We start from the raw sequence: 15533 nt of genomic DNA, 5'->3' as shown, positions 1-15533 counted from the left end.
AATCGTTCAAACACAACCGACTTAATGAGCATTAATTATACACGGCGACGTTTTGGTGGACGGCATCCGTTATGAGGAATTGGTGTTACGTCACGAATTGCAGTAACATCCAAACCAGTTGCTTGTAGTGAACGAATAGCTGATTCACGTCCTGAACCTGGGCCTTTAACGGTTACTTCAACACTTCTCATACCATGGTCCATTGCACCTTTAGCGGCAACTTCTGAAGCCATTTGAGCTGCAAATGGTGTTGATTTTTTAGAACCACGGAATCCTAATGAACCCGCTGAAGACCAAGAAATCGCATTACCATTAACGTCAGTGATCATAACGATCGTATTATTAAATGTTGAACGAATATGTGCTACACCTTTTTCGACATTTTTCTTGACACGACGACGTCCTCTACGTGTTTGTTTTGCCATGACTATTCCCTCCTTCTATCTTAATAATTATCTAATTGGTTTTTTAGGGCCTTTACGAGTACGGGCATTATTCTTTGTGTTTTGACCACGTACTGGTAAATTACGACGGTGGCGAATTCCACGGTAAGAACCAATATCTTGAAGTCGTTTAATATTCATGCTGACTTCACGACGAAGATCGCCTTCTACTTTAATCTGATTAACAATTTCACGAATACGATCAACTTCATCGTTCGTTAAGTCTTTAACACGCGTATCTTCCGACACATTAGCCTGAGCTAAGATTTGTTTTGCAGTCGAGTTACCGATACCATAAATATAGGTTAACGATACCACAACTCGTTTATCACGTGGAATATCCACTCCAGCAATACGAGCCATACGATTCCCTCCTTTTTAAATTATCCTTGACGTTGTTTGTGTTTAGGGTTTTGGCAAATCACCATTACTTTACCTTTACGGCGAATTACCTTACATTTTTCACAAATTGGTTTTACAGATGCTCTAACTTTCATCATTTACCTCCTTATTTGACTTAGGGGATTACTTAAAGCGATAAGTAATCCGGCCACGAGTTAAGTCATAAGGTGACAATTCGATTGTCACTTTATCGCCGGGTAAAATGCGAATATAATTCATTCGAATTTTACCAGAAACATGAGCCAAAATTTCATGGCCATTTTCTAATTCTACTTTAAACATTGCATTAGGCAAGGTTTCTACGACAGTGCCTTCTACTTCGATTACATCATCTTTTGACATTCGAATAGTATGCTCCCTTCTCTAGAATCAATCCAATTGTTTTTCTAAAATTCTTTTAACATTCGCATAAACATTCTCAATTGAATCCTGTCCATTAACGCGATGTAAGAGACCTAATTGATCATAATAATCTAAAATTGGACGAATTGATTCCATTTGAAGATCAATACGGTGAGAAACTTTTTCAGGGGCATCATCTTCACGTTGATAGAAGTCACTTGCGCCACATTTATCACAGATACCTTCCACTTTCGGTGGATTAAAAAGTTTATGATAACTTGCTCCGCATTTCGCACAAGAGAAACGACCACTTAATCGTTCCTTTAACACTTGTGGATCAACATCTATATATACGACAGCATCAATTGGAGTCGATAGTTCTTTTAAGTTTTGACTAAGTGCTTGAGCTTGGTCGATGGTACGTGGATAGCCATCTAACATAAAGCCATTCTTTTTCACATCATCTTGATTAAGCCGTTCACTAACAAGGGCATTTGTTACTTCATCCGGAACTAAATTCCCATGATCAGTATAAGACTTAGCTTTTAAACCTAAAGGTGTTTCATCTTTAATGGCTTTTCTAAATATATCTCCTGTTGCAATATGAACCATTGGATAATCTTGAGTAATTTGGTCACTCTGAGTCCCTTTACCTGCACCAGGTAGACCCATTAATATGATATTCATCGTTTTTCTCATCCTTTTTATGTCTTAACGCATTATATATGCAAGAAACCTTGATAACGACGTTTAACAATCCGACCTTCGATTTGTTTAGCCGTTTCAATTGCAACGCCGACAACAATCAACAAGCTAGTACCCGAAAGGGCAATATTACTTGGAATTTTCCAAATAAATCCAACAACAATCGGTAATAGAGCAACGATACTTAAATAAATTGACCCAACTCCACTTAATCGATTGATCAAGCTCGTTAAATAATTTTCGGTATCTTTACCTGGTCTAACACTTGGAATATAAGCACTTTGCTTTTGCAAATTTTCAGCAACTTTTTCTGGGTTGACCTGAATCAACGAATAGAAGAAAGTAAATCCGATCAGCAAAATAGTATAGAAGATTGCTCCATATGGATGTTGAATGTTAAATAATTTAACTAGGAACTGCATTACGCTACCTGTTGGATTTGGGTTAACTAACCCGATAATCGTTTGAGGTGTTGTAATAAATGAGCTAGCAAAGATTACTGGAATAACTCCAGCTGAGTTAATCTTTAATGGTAAATGAGCCATATGACGACCGCCTGATTTACGAGCATGATGAACAGGAATACGACGTTGTCCCCTCTCCATCACAACCACAAACACAGTCATTATAAATAGCGCTAAAATAACGGCTCCCATAATCAACAGATTACGAGTTAGTTTATCTCCAGCATTAATAATCATTGTCTTAATGAACGTTTTAACTTCAACCGGAACTTGCGAAACAATCCCCGCCATAATCAAAATGGAAACGCCATTACCGATCCCTTTTCTTGTAATCTGCTCACCTAGCCAGACAAGTAGTAAACTACCCGCTGTTAAGACAAGCGCAATGATCAAGTAAGTGGCTGTACTTGGATTTTTTATTAAATTCAAGTGGGACATTCGATTCATACCAAAGGATAACCCTAATGATTGAATATAACCAATGACAATCGCTAAATAGATAGTCCATTGATTAAGCTTCCGCCGGCCGACTTCACCTTGTTTTGCCCATTCAGTAAATCTTGGAACAATATCCATTTGAAGTAATTGGACAATGATCGATGCTGTAATATAAGGTGAAACACCCATAGCAAATAAGGAGTAACGTTTTAGTGCGCCCCCTCCAAAAGCATTTAACATCCCCAACAAGCCATGGGAAGCTAGGGTGTCTAAAACATTGGCATTCACTCCAGGAACTGGAATATGCGACCCAAGTCTGAAAATAGCTAAAATAAAGAGCGTAAAGAAAATACGATTTCTTACATCTTTAGAAGAAAAAGCGTTCTTAATAAAAGTGACCATTAAATCACCTCAATCGATCCACCAGCGACAGTAATTGCTTCTTCTGCTGCTTTAGAGAACTTATGAGCTTTGACACTTAATTTTTTCTCTAATTTACCTTCACCTAAAATTTTAATTCCTGAAAGTTCTTTTTTAACAAGTCCTGCTTCAAATAGAGCGTCCACATCCACTGTTGAGCCTTCTTCGAAACGGTTTAGACTTTCTACGTTAACAATCGCATATTCTTTACGGTTAATGTTCTTGAATCCGCGTTTTGGTAAACGACGGTATAGAGGAGTTTGTCCCCCTTCAAAACCTAACTTAGTGCTTCCGCCAGAGCGTTGTTTAGCACCACCTTGTCCACGTCCAGCTAATTTACCATTACCTGAACCTTGTCCACGGCCTACACGATTACGCGCTTTACGAGAACCTTCTGCAGGGGTTAAAGTGTGTAATTTCATCATTGGCACCTCCTTGTACTAGTATACTAAAATTAAGCTTCTTTGACTTCTACTAAATGAGAAATAACGGAAATCATTCCTCGGATAGAATCATTATCTGGTTTAACAACGGTCTTATAAGTCTTAGTCAAGCCGAGTGCTTTCGCTGTTTCAACTTGGTTTTTCTTGCGACCGATCAGACTGCGTTTTAAGGTAATTTCTAAATTAGCCATAAAATACCTCCTAACCTAACAATTCTTCAACTGATTTTCCGCGTAAATCAGCTACATCTTCAGCAACTTTAAGTTGTTGGATTGCTTGCATTGTCGCACGAATCATATTGATTGGTGTATTTGATCCTAATGACTTAGAAGTTACATCGGCAATTCCAGCCAAGTCCATGATCGCTCTGACTGGTCCACCAGCAGCAACCCCAGAACCAGCTTGAGCAGGTTTTAACATTACCCGTCCGCCACAGAACTCACCAATTGTTTCATGAGGAATTGTAGTTCCAGCTGTTGGTACTTTGACTAAACTCTTCTTAGCATTATCAACTGCCTTACGAATTGCTTCTGGTACTTCTTGAGCTTTACCTGTACCAAAACCAACATGGCCTTCTTTATCACCAACCACGACTAATGCGGAGAAACGAAGACGGCGTCCACCTTTAACAACCTTAGTAACTCGGTTGATGGCAACTACGCGCTCTTCTAATTCGCCTAAATTATCTGGGTTAATATATACCATTCTTAGCTTTCCTCCTTCTTTTAAAATTCAAGTCCATTTTCACGAGCTGCATCGGCTAAAGCTTTGATACGTCCATGATATAAGTATCCACCACGATCAAAGACAACACGCTTCAAACCTTTTTCAACACCACGTTCAGCAATCAATTTACCAACTGCTTTTGCTTGGTCAATCTTGTTTGATTTTTCAACGGACTGATCTTGACTAGAGGCACTTGCTAGCGTCACACCCGCTACGTCATCAATTAATTGAGCGTAGATGTTAGTATTCGAACGGAATACACTTAAGCGTGGGCACTCAGCAGTACCAGAAATTTTATTGCGAATTCGATGATGTCTTTTTTGACGTGTTTTATTTTTATCTGGCTTATTAATCACAATAGTCACCTCTTTTTATAATTTTTAGGGTGTAAGTTAATACTAGATTACTTACCTGTCTTACCTTCTTTACGGATAACGTATTCGTCAACATAACGGATACCTTTTCCTTTATAAGGTTCTGGTGGTCTTACAGCGCGAATATTTGCCGCAAGTTCTCCAACTTTTTCTTTATTAAAGCCTTCTACAATAATAGAAGTGTTAGAAGGTACATCAAATCCAACACCTTCTTCGGCTTCAAATTCAACAGAGTGAGAAAGACCCACATTTAATACGAGCTTATTACCTTGCTTTTGAGCACGATATCCAACCCCGATTAATTGCAACTCTTTTTTAAATCCTTCAGAAACTCCAACAACCATATTATTCACAATTGAACGTGTTGTTCCATGAAGTGAACGGTTTTCTTTGGAATCGTCAGGTCTTGTAAATTCAATTTCGTTATCTTTAATTTCTAATGAAATTTTCGGACTCAATTGACGTGTCAATTCACCTTTTGGTCCTTTTACGGTCACTGTATGACCGTCTAAACTTACGGTTACGCCTGCTGGAATTGTTACGGGTGATTTACCAATACGACTCACAGGGCTGCACCTCCTTTAATTTAATATATATTCTACCAAACGTAGGCTAAAATTTCGCCACCAACATTTTGTTGACGTGCTTGTTTATCTGTAATAACACCGTTTGATGTTGAAATGATTGCAATTCCTAAGCCGTTTAGTACTTTAGGAACATCTTCTGATTTTGCGTAGATTCTTAAACCTGGTTTTGAAATACGTTTAATTCCTGTAATGACCTTCTCATTGTTACGGCCATACTTAAGCGTAATTTTAATTTGGTTTTGCTTGTTATCTTCAATAACTTCGTAATTCTTAATGAATCCTTCGTCTTTTAAAATTTCAGCAATCGCTAATTTTGTATTAGAAGAAGGTGCAGTGACACTTTTGTGTCCTACACTGTTGGCGTTACGAATACGAGTTAGAAAATCTGCAATTGGATCTGTCATTGCCATATGTTTTTACCTCCTTAGTTATTCGAATTCTTACCAGCTTGCTTTTTTAACACCTGGAATTTGACCTTTGTAAGCTAGTTCACGGAAGCAAATACGGCAAAGTTTAAATTTGCGATATACAGAGTGCGGACGACCACAACGTTCGCAACGGGTATATTCTTGAACTTTATACTTAGGTTTGCGTTGGTTTTTAACTCTCATTGATGTTTTAGCCAAGATAATGCCTCCTTATATTATTTTTTAAATGGCATGCCTAATTCTTTCAATAAGGCATGAGATTCTTCGTCAGTGTTGGCTGTTGTTACAAAAACAATATCCATACCACGCACTTTATCAACATTATCATAGCTAATTTCAGGGAAGATCAATTGTTCTTTGATACCAAGTGTATAATTACCACGGCCATCAAATGAACGATTACTTGTTCCTTGGAAATCGCGAACACGTGGAAGTGATACTGAGATTAATTTGTCTAAGAAATCATACATTCTATCGCCACGAAGAGTTACTTTTGCTCCGATAGGCATTCCTTCACGCAAACGGAATCCAGCGATTGATTTCTTTGCTTTTGTAATCACTGGCTTTTGACCAGAAACAAGGGTTAATTCTTCAACAGCTTTATCTAAATTTTTAGCATTTCCTGTTGCATCACCAACACCCATATTGATTACAATTTTATCAATTTTTGGAACTTGCATGATTGACGTGTAATTGAATTGTTCCACTAACTTAGGTGTTACTTCGTTAATATATTTTTCTTTTAAACGGTTCATCTTTTAGCCTCCCCTCTTAGTTGATTGTCTTATCTGATACTTTAGCGTAGCGTACTTTTTTACCATCTTCAAAGCGATATCCTACGCGAGTGGGTTTACCAGATTCTGGATCAATTAATTTTACATTTGAAACATGGATTGGCGCTGGAAACTCTTCGATTCCACCTGTTTGGCCTTGGCTTGCTTTACGATGTTTCTTTGCAATGTTGATTCCTTCAACAACTACTTTATTTGATTTTGGCAAACTTTTAAGTACTGTTCCTTCTTTGCCTTTATCTTTACCTGTAATGACTAAAACTTTATCGCCTGCTTTAATACGCATGAATTGTCTCCTCCTTTATTCTTGTTTATAAAACTTCTGGAGCTAGTGAAACAATCTTCATAAAGTTATGGTCACGTAATTCACGCGCAACAGGACCAAAGATACGTGTTCCACGTGGGCTCTTATCGTCACGAATGATAACACACGCGTTTTCGTCAAACTTGATGTAAGATCCGTCCTTGCGACGTGAACCAGACTTAGTACGTACGATAACTGCTTTGACAACATCGCCCTTCTTAACAACGCCGCCGGGCGTTGCGTTTTTTACCGTTGCGACAATGACGTCTCCAATGTTAGCTGTCTTACGTCCAGATCCGCCCAAGACTTTGATTGTTAAAACTTCACGAGCTCCTGAATTATCAGCAACTTTTAATCGACTTTCTTGTTGAATCATTTTTTATCCTCCTTCCGATTGGTAGTTACTAAATGATTACTGCTTCTTCTACAATTTCTATTAACCGGAAGCGTTTCGTAGCAGATAATGGACGAGTTTCCATAATACGTACGATATCGCCTTCTTTAGCTTGATTTAATTCATCATGAGCTTTGTATTTTTTAGAGTATTTAACTCGCTTACCATACTTTGGATGAGTTTTACGCGTATCCACTTGAACAGTGATTGTTTTATCCATTTTATCGGATACAACTCTCCCTTGGTAAACTTTACGTTGATTACGTTCAGTCATTGATTAATTGCCTCCTTTGTCGTTTTTACTTAGACAATTCTTGCTCACGCAAGACTGTTTTGATGCGAGCAATCGATTTACGTACATGACGTAAACGGGCAGTGTTGGTTAATTGTCCAGTTGCCAATTGGAATCGAAGGTTGAATAATTCTTGCTTGAATTCTTTTTCTTTTTCCAACATTTCAGCAGTGGATAATTCTCTAATTTCATTAATTTTCATTCGATTCACCACCATATTCTTCACGTTTTACGAATTTAGTTTTAATTGGTAACTTATGTGAGGCTAAGCGGAATGCTTCTCTAGCAATTTCTTCACTTACACCATCAATTTCAAATAAAATTTTACCACGTTTTGTTGGTGCAACCCATCCTTCAGGTGCCCCTTTACCTTTACCCATACGAACGCCGATAGCTTTCGATGTATAGGATTTATGAGGGAAAATCTTAATCCAAACTTTCCCACCACGCTTCATATAACGCGTCATTGCGATACGAGCTGCTTCAATTTGTCTGTTGGAGATCCAACCTGATTCAGTTGCTCGTAAACCATAAGAACCAAAGTCAACATTTTTTCCGCCTTTAGCTTCTCCACGCATTTTACCGCGGAATTCACGACGGTGTTTTACACGTTTAGGTACTAACATTGATTAGTTCCCTCCTCTCTGAGATTCTTCATTTGAATTTTTAGTAGGTAAAATTTCACCTCTACAAATCCAAACTTTAACGCCGATTTTACCATATTGTGTGTCGGCTTCTTCCCATGCATAGTCAATATCTGAGCGTAATGTATGCAATGGAACTGTTCCTTCTGTATAATGTTCAACCCGAGCCATATCTGCTCCGTTTAAACGGCCTGAAACCTGTGTTTTAACGCCTTTAGCGCCAGCTTTCATCACACGTTGAATGGCTTGTTTTTGTGCACGGCGGAAAGCAATCCGGTTTTCTAATTGTTGAGCGATATCTTCTGCAACAAGTTTTGCGTCCAATGAAGGATCTTTAATCTCAACAATATTAATGTGTACTTGCTTTCCAGTTAATTTGTTCAATCCGTTACGTAGCACTTCAACTTCTGAACCACCTTTACCAATAACCATTCCTGGTTTAGCAGTATGAATTGAAACCACAACACGATTAGCCGCTCTTTCAATTTGGATGGTTGAAATTGAGGCGTCTGCTAACTTCTTGTATAAGTACTCACGGATTTTTAAATCTTCGTGTAAGTAATCAGCAAATTGTTTGTCTGCGTACCATTTAGCATCCCAGTCGCGGATGATTCCTACACGCATTCCAATTGGATGTACTTTTTGACCCATGAATTAAACCTCCTCTTTTTCTGCCACCACGATTGTGATATGGCTAGTGCGTTTTAGAATTTGTGAAGCAGATCCTTTAGCACGAGGACGGAAACGTTTCATAGTAGGTCCTTCGTTAACATAGGCTTCACTAACATATAAAGACTCTAAATCTAAGTCAAAGTTATGTTCAGCATTTGCGATTGCTGATTTTAATACTTTTTCAATAATGGGAGATCCCGCTTTTGGAGTGAACTTTAAAATCGCCATTGCTTCTCCAACTTGCTTGCCTCTAATAAGATCAACGACTAATCGAGCTTTACGAGGTGCAATACGAACGGTTCTTGCCATTGCTTTAGCAGATGTTACTTGTTCTGACATCTATATACCCTCCTCTTAATTAGCGTTTTCTGGTTGACTTATCTTCGTCTACGTGTCCTTTATAAGTACGCGTTGGGACGAATTCACCTAATTTATGTCCAACCATATCTTCTTGAATATAAACTGGGACATGCTTGCGTCCGTCATAAACCGCAATCGTTAACCCAATAAAGTTAGGGAAGATTGTTGAACGACGAGACCAAGTCTTAATCACTTGTTTTTTACTTGCTTCTTGTTGAGCTTCAACCTTTTTCATTAAATGTTCATCAATAAAAGGTCCTTTTTTTAAACTACGAGCCACACTGTAGCCTCCCTTCCAAATTATGGATTATTACTTCTTACGACCACGAATAATTAACTTGCTAGATTTCTTTTTAGCGTTACGTGTTTTAACACCCATTGCTTTCTTGCCCCATGGTGTCATTGGCGATGGACGTCCGATTGGAGCGCGACCTTCACCACCACCGTGTGGGTGATCATTAGGGTTCATTACAGATCCACGAACAGTTGGACGAATTGATTTCCAACGGTTACGTCCAGCTTTACCAACATTTATCAATTCATGTTGTTCATTTCCTACTGTTCCGATAGTTGCACGGCAACTAGCCAAAATCATACGGACTTCGCCTGAATTCAAACGAACCAGTGTGTACTTTCCTTCTTGCCCTAAAACCTGAGCAGAAGTTCCCGCTGAACGAACTAATTGGCCACCCTTACCAGGTTTTAATTCAATATTATGAATTACAGTACCTACAGGAATGTTTGATAAAATCAATGTGTTTCCAACTTTAACGTCAGCATTTTCGCCTGACTCAACTTTTTGTCCAACTTTTAAACCTTTAGGTGCTAAGATGTATGTTTTAACACCATCTTCATAATGGATTAAAGCAATGTTGGCAGAACGGTTTGGATCATATTCAATCGTAGCTACTGTTCCGACTACACCGTCTTTATTTCGTTTAAAGTCGATTACGCGGTAAGCTCTCTTATTACCTCCACCTTGGTGGCGTACTGTCATTTTTCCTTGACCATTACGTCCGGCTTTTTGCTTTTGAGATCTTAACAATGTCTTTTCAGGTGTTTTAGTGGTGATTTCAGAAAAATCGTAACCTGTCATATTACGGCGACCATTTGTTGTCGCTTTATAGTGTTTTATTGCCACTCTATTACCCTCCTATCGTATTCTTACTCAGCGTCATCTTCACCAAACAATTCGATCCGTTTCGAATCGGCTGTTAAAGTGACCACTGCTTTCTTGTATTTACGAGTAAAGCCTTGGTAACGTCCCATGCGTTTAGCTTTACCATCAACATTAATTGTGTTTACTTTTGCAACTTTAACTCCCTCAAACATCGCTTCAACCGCTTGTTTGATATGTGTCTTATTAGCGCGACGATCTACTTCAAAAGTATATTTGTTGTCATCAATTGCTAACATGGATTGTTCAGTCACAACAGGTCTTAAAATAACTTCTGATAAGTGCATTATGCTAATGCCTCCTCTACTGTAGAAAGTGCTGCTTTAGTAATAAGAACTTGATCGGCGTTAATCACATCTAACACATTAACATTTTCATCATCGATCACTTTAACGTTTGGAATGTTACGTGCTGATAAATATGCCGCTTCATTATCGCCTTCTAATACTAGTAAGGTTTTGCTGTTAATATTTAAGTTAGCCAACACTTGTTTGAACTCTTTAGTTCTTGGCGCTTCAAATACCAACTCATCTACCACAACAAATTTTTGGTCAAGTACCTTTTGAGATAACACAGAGTTAAGTGCTAATCGACGTACTTTTTTAGGCAATTTATAACTATATGAACGAGGGGTTGGCCCAAATACCACACCGCCGCCTACCCATTGTGGCGAGCGAATAGAACCTTGGCGAGCACGTCCGGTACCCTTTTGTCTCCATGGTTTACGTCCACCACCGCTAACTGCTGAGCGATTCTTGACAGCATGAGTTCCTTGTCTCAAGGAAGCTCTTTGCATAACAACCGCTTCAAAAATGACCGCTTCATTAGGTTCAACACCGAAGATCGCTTCGTTTAAAGTCACTTCTCCAGCTTGTGTTCCATCTTGTTTAAATAATGTAACTTTTGGCATTTACTCGTTCCTCCTTCCTTATTAATTATTTAACTGTTTTAATAGCTTGTTTAATTTCAACGAGTGATTTTTTAGCTCCAGGAACGTTTCCTTTAATAAGGATTACATTGTTCTCTGGGTCAACTGATACAACTTCAAGATTTTGAATTGTCACGCGTTCGCCACCAGTTTGTCCAGGTAGGTTTTTACCTTTAAATACTTTAGACGCATCAGACGCCATACCCATCGAACCTGGGCGACGGTGATAACGAGAACCGTGAGCCATAGGGCCTCTTGATTGTCCATGGCGTTTAATAGCACCTTGGAATCCTTTACCCTTGGATGTACCCGTTACATCAACGATGTCACCTACTGCGAATGTTTCGACTGTGATTTCTTGCCCTACTTCATATTCTCCCAGCTCAACATCACGAAATTCGCGAACGAAGCGCTTAGGAGTAGCGTTTGCTTTTGCTACATGACCCTTATGCGGTTTATTTGATAACACTTCACGAAGGTCTTGATATCCAACTTGAACAGCTTCATAGCCATCATTTTCCATTGTTTTTACTTGTAAAACAACGTTAGCTGGAGCTTGGACTACTGTTACGGGAATTAACTCGCCGTTTTCCGTAAAGAATTGTGTCATACCGACTTTTGTTCCTAAGATTCCTTTGGTCATGAGTACACCTCCATTTTCTTTTTATTATAATTTAATTTCTACATCAACACCGGATGGTAAATCCAACTTCATTAAAGCATCAACCGTTTTAGCAGTTGGTTCAATAATGTCGATCAAACGTTTATGTGTACGCATTTCGAATTGCTCACGCGAATCTTTATATTTATGCGTTGCACGAATGACTGTATAAACAGATCGATCTGTTGGAAGTGGGATTGGACCTGAAGTCTTAGCCCCTGTTCTGTGTGCTGATTCAACGATCTTCGCTGCTGAAACATCGAGCGCGCGATGCTCATATGCTTTTAAGCGAATACGAATTTTTTGTTTTGCCATATTTTTTCCTCCTTCGTCTCATTTGAATGTAGACTAGCTCAACAAGAATTTCTGAACACCAGGTATAGGCAACTCGCCCTGGCGTATCACAACCTCTCGTTTCATCGCTAACGCCTTTCTTATCGGCTTTGTAACCTTTTTCGCTAGTAGCCTAGCGATTGGCACAAGGAATATTATAACCAACAAATCCATATAAAGCAAGGGTTTCTTTCACTTTTATTTAAAAAATCGACTTTCGAATCTGCGAGAAAATCAAAGTCAAAATAATTTTCGATTATCTATAATATTTTAAGTTTTTTCACGCCAGATACTTGCCCTATAATCACTTGCATTGTTCCTCCTCTAATATTTTTTATCTTTAATAGTAAATTACCAATTGATACGAACCTCACTTCAAATGGTTTTCTTTTTCTGTCTGAAAAATGAAAATTATTTACAAATCTTTCAAACCTTAGAATAACTGTTAATCTTACCGCTTAAAATTGTAAGTAAAAATCAAATGATTTACATTATTGTTGTGCATTATATTATTCGTTGACTTTATATATTGCGCACTTTATACTATTTTTAAACGCAGTTTATTTTAGGAGGAAGATTAATGAAACGCATCTATGCTTTTAATGAAGGCCACGCAGATATGAAGGCGCTACTGGGAGGGAAAGGAGCAAACCTTGCCGAGATGACCCACCTAGGATTGCCAGTCCCACAAGGATTCACAATTACTACTCAAGCTTGCTTAGAGTTTTTAGAATCAAATAACACCCTGCTCGATGAACTCAAAGATGAGATTTCTTTAGCAGTTGCCCAATTAGAAGATAAAACCGGAAAGAGATTTAATGATGCTGAAAATCTTTTACTTGTATCAGTTCGTTCAGGTGCTAAATTCTCAATGCCTGGAATGATGGATACAATCCTTAACTTGGGTCTTAATGACCAAAACGTCGAAAAGCTCGCCAAACTTACCAACAATCAACGTTTTGCCTATGACTGCTATCGACGCCTACTACAAATGTTCGCTAATGTCGTCTATGAAATTGACATGAAACATTTTGACCGGATTTTAGAGCAAAAGAAAAAAGAAAAACATATCCAATACGACTATGACCTGTCCGCAGACGACCTTCAATCAATCATTATTGATTATAAAAATGTCTACCAACAAGAATTAGGATTTGAATTCCCTCAAAACGTCTTTGATCAAATTCATGAAGCCGTTAAAGCCGTCTTCAAATCGTGGAACAACCACCGAGCAATTGTTTACCGAAAACTCAATCATATCCCTGACGACTTAGGAACAGCCGTTAATATTCAAGAAATGGTCTTTGGAAATATGAGTGAAAACTCAGGTACAGGAGTTCTCTTCACGAGAAACCCCGCTAATGGTGAAGCTAATCTATATGGGGAATATCTAACCAACGCTCAAGGAGAAGATGTCGTTGCTGGGATTCGTACACCCGCTTCTATCAATCGATTAAAAGACCACTTCCCAAATATTTACCAAGAGATACTACAATATACTCAGAAACTAGAAAAACACTACCATGATATGCAAGATATGGAATTTACTATCGAAAATGGTAAACTATTTATTCTACAAACACGTAACGGCAAACGAACAGCCCAAGCTGCAGTCAAAATTGCTGTTGACCTAGTTCAAGAAGGCATTTTAACACCGAAACAAGCCCTATTAACGATCGATTGCCAATCACTAAACACCCTTTTACACCCCGCTTTTGATCCAAGCTCCTTAGAGCAAGCATCACTCATCTCATCAATGGGTCTTCCTGCCTCTCCAGGTGCAGCTACCGGTGAAATCGTCTTTACAGCCGATCGCGCTAAAGAATTGGCAGACCAAGGCCATTCCGTCATTTTAGTCCGCCACGAAACCTCACCCGAGGATATTGTGGGAATGCATTCATCAAAAGCTATTGTAACAAGCCAAGGAGGAATGACCTCCCACGCTGCTGTGGTAGCGCGAGGAATGGGTAAATGTTGCGTTGCTGGCTGTAGTGAGTTAGAAATTAACGAAGATAAAAAGACCCTCACCTACCCTGGTGGCCAATTAAATGAAGGGGATATTATTTCGGCTGATGGTAGCACCGGTAAACTTTACTTAGGAGAAATTAAAACAATCGCCACTGGAAAAAATGACTATTTTGACCAAGTTATGGAATGGGCTCGTCAATATGCAGACATGGAAGTTCGCATGAATGCCGAAACCGTTAACGACATCAAAACAGGACTACAATTTAAAGCAAACGGAATCGGGCTCGTTCGGACAGAGCACATGTTCTTCGAAGCTCAACGTCTCATTGCGATTCGTCAATTCCTTTTGGCTAAAGATGAGCCAGCCCGTCAAACAGCGCTTGAAACGATTCGCCATTTCCAAACTGAAGATTTCTCCAATATTTTCGATTTAATGGAGGATAAAGCGGTCGTAATTCGCTTACTCGATGCACCGCTTCACGAATTCTTACCTCATAGCCATCATGAAATTCAACAAGTGGCTCAAGACCTGCACTTGGATGCTGACGAGTTATTCGATCGCGTTCAAGCCATGAAAGAAGTCAATCCAATGATGGGACATCGCGGCTGTCGGATGGGCATGACTCACCCAGGACTTTATATTGCACAAAGTGAAGCAATCATTCGAGCTGCAATTAAAACTGCCCAAGCTGGTCATGAAGTTAAAGCAGAAATTATGATCCCATTGGTCTCAACACAAGGCGAACTCAAATCGCTAAAAGAAAAAATCAAAGCACATCTTGATCAAATTCTGAATCAAGAAAAGGTCTCCGTTGACTATATGATTGGCGTGATGATCGAAACCCCTCGCGCTTGCTTTATCGCCGATAAACTCGCAGAGGATGCTTGTTTCTTCTCTTTTGGAACTAACGATTTAACTCAGCTAAGCTTCGGCTATTCGCGAGACGATGCTGGCAAATTCCTTAACCAATATATAGACCAAGGCATCCTAGAACATGACCCTTTCCAAACCATTGACACTAGCGCGGTAAAAGAATTAATCGCTCTTGCCACTCAAAAAGGGCGGTCTATTAAGAATCAATTAAAAGTTGGTGTATGTGGAGAATTAGGTGGAGATCCTAAGTCCATCGAAAGTTTCCATGAAATTGGCCTATCCTATGTTTCCTGTTCCCCTTACCGTGTCCCTATTGCACAATTAGCGGTTGCTCAAAGCAGTATCCGTCACCAAGAGAAATAA

28 protein-coding genes are annotated in these 15533 nt (G+C 39.0%); 1 reads left to right on the top strand and 27 read right to left on the bottom strand.

Annotation, left to right across the window (positions count from 1 at the left end; translation table 11 throughout):
- Positions 1 to 35: 35 nt before the first annotated feature.
- The 27 genes from rpsK to rpsJ are packed head-to-tail and all read right to left on the bottom strand — an operon-like array spanning position 36 to position 12310.
- Positions 36 to 425: a 30S ribosomal protein S11 gene (rpsK, locus tag HMPREF2758_RS05860; protein ID WP_006908514.1), complete on the bottom strand. Its 390-nt coding sequence runs from the start codon at positions 423 to 425 to the stop codon at positions 36 to 38.
- 27 nt (positions 426 to 452) lie between these two features.
- Positions 453 to 806, bottom strand: a complete 354-nt coding sequence (gene rpsM / locus HMPREF2758_RS05855; RefSeq protein WP_006908513.1) for a 30S ribosomal protein S13 — start codon at positions 804 to 806, stop codon at positions 453 to 455.
- Between the two features lie 20 nt (positions 807 to 826).
- Positions 827 to 940 carry a 50S ribosomal protein L36 gene (gene rpmJ, locus HMPREF2758_RS05850; protein WP_006908512.1) on the bottom strand — a complete coding sequence of 38 codons (114 nt, stop codon included), beginning with the start codon at positions 938 to 940 and terminating at the stop codon, positions 827 to 829.
- A gap of 28 nt (positions 941 to 968) precedes the next feature.
- Positions 969 to 1187 carry a translation initiation factor IF-1 gene (gene infA, locus HMPREF2758_RS05845; protein WP_006908511.1) on the bottom strand — a complete coding sequence of 73 codons (219 nt, stop codon included), beginning with the start codon at positions 1185 to 1187 and terminating at the stop codon, positions 969 to 971.
- A 27-nt stretch (positions 1188 to 1214) separates the two neighbouring features.
- Complete coding sequence (locus HMPREF2758_RS05840) at positions 1215 to 1874, bottom strand: adenylate kinase (protein ID WP_070609595.1); 660 nt, start codon at positions 1872 to 1874, stop codon at positions 1215 to 1217.
- 32 nt (positions 1875 to 1906) lie between these two features.
- A complete protein-coding gene (gene secY, locus HMPREF2758_RS05835) occupies positions 1907 to 3196 on the bottom strand; it encodes a preprotein translocase subunit SecY (RefSeq protein WP_070609594.1) in 1290 nt (429 codons plus the stop codon).
- Positions 3196 to 3636, bottom strand: coding sequence for a 50S ribosomal protein L15 (gene rplO, locus HMPREF2758_RS05830; RefSeq protein WP_070609593.1), 441 nt, complete (start codon positions 3634 to 3636; stop codon positions 3196 to 3198). The genes secY and rplO overlap by 1 nt, the downstream gene beginning before the upstream one ends.
- A gap of 32 nt (positions 3637 to 3668) precedes the next feature.
- Positions 3669 to 3848 carry a 50S ribosomal protein L30 gene (rpmD, locus tag HMPREF2758_RS05825; RefSeq protein WP_006908507.1) on the bottom strand — a complete coding sequence of 60 codons (180 nt, stop codon included), beginning with the start codon at positions 3846 to 3848 and terminating at the stop codon, positions 3669 to 3671.
- 10 nt (positions 3849 to 3858) lie between these two features.
- Positions 3859 to 4362: a 30S ribosomal protein S5 gene (gene rpsE / locus HMPREF2758_RS05820; protein ID WP_006908506.1), complete on the bottom strand. Its 504-nt coding sequence runs from the start codon at positions 4360 to 4362 to the stop codon at positions 3859 to 3861.
- Between the two features lie 20 nt (positions 4363 to 4382).
- Positions 4383 to 4739 carry a 50S ribosomal protein L18 gene (gene rplR, locus HMPREF2758_RS05815; RefSeq protein ID WP_006908505.1) on the bottom strand — a complete coding sequence of 119 codons (357 nt, stop codon included), beginning with the start codon at positions 4737 to 4739 and terminating at the stop codon, positions 4383 to 4385.
- Positions 4740 to 4786: 47 nt separating this feature from the next.
- Positions 4787 to 5323, bottom strand: a complete 537-nt coding sequence (gene rplF, locus HMPREF2758_RS05810; protein WP_006908504.1) for a 50S ribosomal protein L6 — start codon at positions 5321 to 5323, stop codon at positions 4787 to 4789.
- 32 nt (positions 5324 to 5355) lie between these two features.
- Positions 5356 to 5754, bottom strand: coding sequence for a 30S ribosomal protein S8 (gene rpsH, locus HMPREF2758_RS05805; protein ID WP_006908503.1), 399 nt, complete (start codon positions 5752 to 5754; stop codon positions 5356 to 5358).
- 30 nt (positions 5755 to 5784) lie between these two features.
- Complete coding sequence (locus HMPREF2758_RS05800) at positions 5785 to 5970, bottom strand: type Z 30S ribosomal protein S14 (RefSeq protein WP_006908502.1); 186 nt, start codon at positions 5968 to 5970, stop codon at positions 5785 to 5787.
- Between the two features lie 17 nt (positions 5971 to 5987).
- Entirely contained in the window at positions 5988 to 6527 is a 540-nt protein-coding gene (gene rplE / locus HMPREF2758_RS05795) for a 50S ribosomal protein L5 (RefSeq protein WP_006908501.1), read from the bottom strand.
- Between the two features lie 16 nt (positions 6528 to 6543).
- Positions 6544 to 6849, bottom strand: coding sequence for a 50S ribosomal protein L24 (gene rplX, locus HMPREF2758_RS05790; RefSeq protein WP_070609592.1), 306 nt, complete (start codon positions 6847 to 6849; stop codon positions 6544 to 6546).
- A 25-nt stretch (positions 6850 to 6874) separates the two neighbouring features.
- The gene (gene rplN, locus HMPREF2758_RS05785) at positions 6875 to 7243 is read right to left on the bottom strand and encodes a 50S ribosomal protein L14 (protein ID WP_070609591.1); all 369 of its coding nucleotides are present in this window, start codon (positions 7241 to 7243) and stop codon (positions 6875 to 6877) included.
- Between the two features lie 28 nt (positions 7244 to 7271).
- On the bottom strand, positions 7272 to 7535 hold the full coding sequence (rpsQ, locus tag HMPREF2758_RS05780) for a 30S ribosomal protein S17 (RefSeq protein ID WP_006908498.1): 264 nt from the start codon (positions 7533 to 7535) through the stop codon (positions 7272 to 7274).
- Between the two features lie 25 nt (positions 7536 to 7560).
- Complete coding sequence (rpmC, locus tag HMPREF2758_RS05775) at positions 7561 to 7755, bottom strand: 50S ribosomal protein L29 (RefSeq protein WP_006908497.1); 195 nt, start codon at positions 7753 to 7755, stop codon at positions 7561 to 7563.
- On the bottom strand, positions 7745 to 8179 hold the full coding sequence (rplP, locus tag HMPREF2758_RS05770) for a 50S ribosomal protein L16 (RefSeq protein WP_006908496.1): 435 nt from the start codon (positions 8177 to 8179) through the stop codon (positions 7745 to 7747). Before rplP ends, rpmC begins: the two co-directional genes overlap by 11 nt.
- A gap of 3 nt (positions 8180 to 8182) precedes the next feature.
- Positions 8183 to 8848 (bottom strand): 30S ribosomal protein S3, encoded by a 666-nt coding sequence (gene rpsC / locus HMPREF2758_RS05765; protein WP_006908495.1) that lies wholly within the window; start codon positions 8846 to 8848, stop codon positions 8183 to 8185.
- A 3-nt stretch (positions 8849 to 8851) separates the two neighbouring features.
- Complete coding sequence (gene rplV / locus HMPREF2758_RS05760; RefSeq protein WP_006908494.1) at positions 8852 to 9208, bottom strand: 50S ribosomal protein L22; 357 nt, start codon at positions 9206 to 9208, stop codon at positions 8852 to 8854.
- Positions 9209 to 9227: 19 nt separating this feature from the next.
- The gene (gene rpsS / locus HMPREF2758_RS05755) at positions 9228 to 9509 is read right to left on the bottom strand and encodes a 30S ribosomal protein S19 (RefSeq protein WP_006908493.1); all 282 of its coding nucleotides are present in this window, start codon (positions 9507 to 9509) and stop codon (positions 9228 to 9230) included.
- 30 nt (positions 9510 to 9539) lie between these two features.
- On the bottom strand, positions 9540 to 10370 hold the full coding sequence (gene rplB / locus HMPREF2758_RS05750) for a 50S ribosomal protein L2 (RefSeq protein WP_006908492.1): 831 nt from the start codon (positions 10368 to 10370) through the stop codon (positions 9540 to 9542).
- Between the two features lie 23 nt (positions 10371 to 10393).
- Entirely contained in the window at positions 10394 to 10693 is a 300-nt protein-coding gene (locus HMPREF2758_RS05745; RefSeq protein ID WP_070609590.1) for a 50S ribosomal protein L23, read from the bottom strand.
- Positions 10693 to 11316, bottom strand: a complete 624-nt coding sequence (gene rplD, locus HMPREF2758_RS05740; protein WP_070609589.1) for a 50S ribosomal protein L4 — start codon at positions 11314 to 11316, stop codon at positions 10693 to 10695. Before rplD ends, HMPREF2758_RS05745 begins: the two co-directional genes overlap by 1 nt.
- Before the next feature lie 25 nt (positions 11317 to 11341).
- A complete protein-coding gene (gene rplC / locus HMPREF2758_RS05735; protein WP_070609588.1) occupies positions 11342 to 11977 on the bottom strand; it encodes a 50S ribosomal protein L3 in 636 nt (211 codons plus the stop codon).
- A 24-nt stretch (positions 11978 to 12001) separates the two neighbouring features.
- Positions 12002 to 12310 (bottom strand): 30S ribosomal protein S10, encoded by a 309-nt coding sequence (gene rpsJ / locus HMPREF2758_RS05730; protein WP_006908488.1) that lies wholly within the window; start codon positions 12308 to 12310, stop codon positions 12002 to 12004.
- Between the two features lie 598 nt (positions 12311 to 12908).
- Here rpsJ and ppdK point away from each other — a divergent pair.
- Positions 12909 to 15533, top strand: coding sequence for a pyruvate, phosphate dikinase (gene ppdK / locus HMPREF2758_RS05725; protein ID WP_070609587.1), 2625 nt, complete (start codon positions 12909 to 12911; stop codon positions 15531 to 15533).

It is taken from the genome of Facklamia sp. HMSC062C11 (genome assembly GCF_001810675.1).
In the GTDB taxonomy this organism is placed as follows: domain Bacteria; phylum Bacillota; class Bacilli; order Lactobacillales; family Aerococcaceae; genus Facklamia; species Facklamia hominis.
This window is presented reverse-complemented; position numbering and strand designations above follow the sequence as displayed.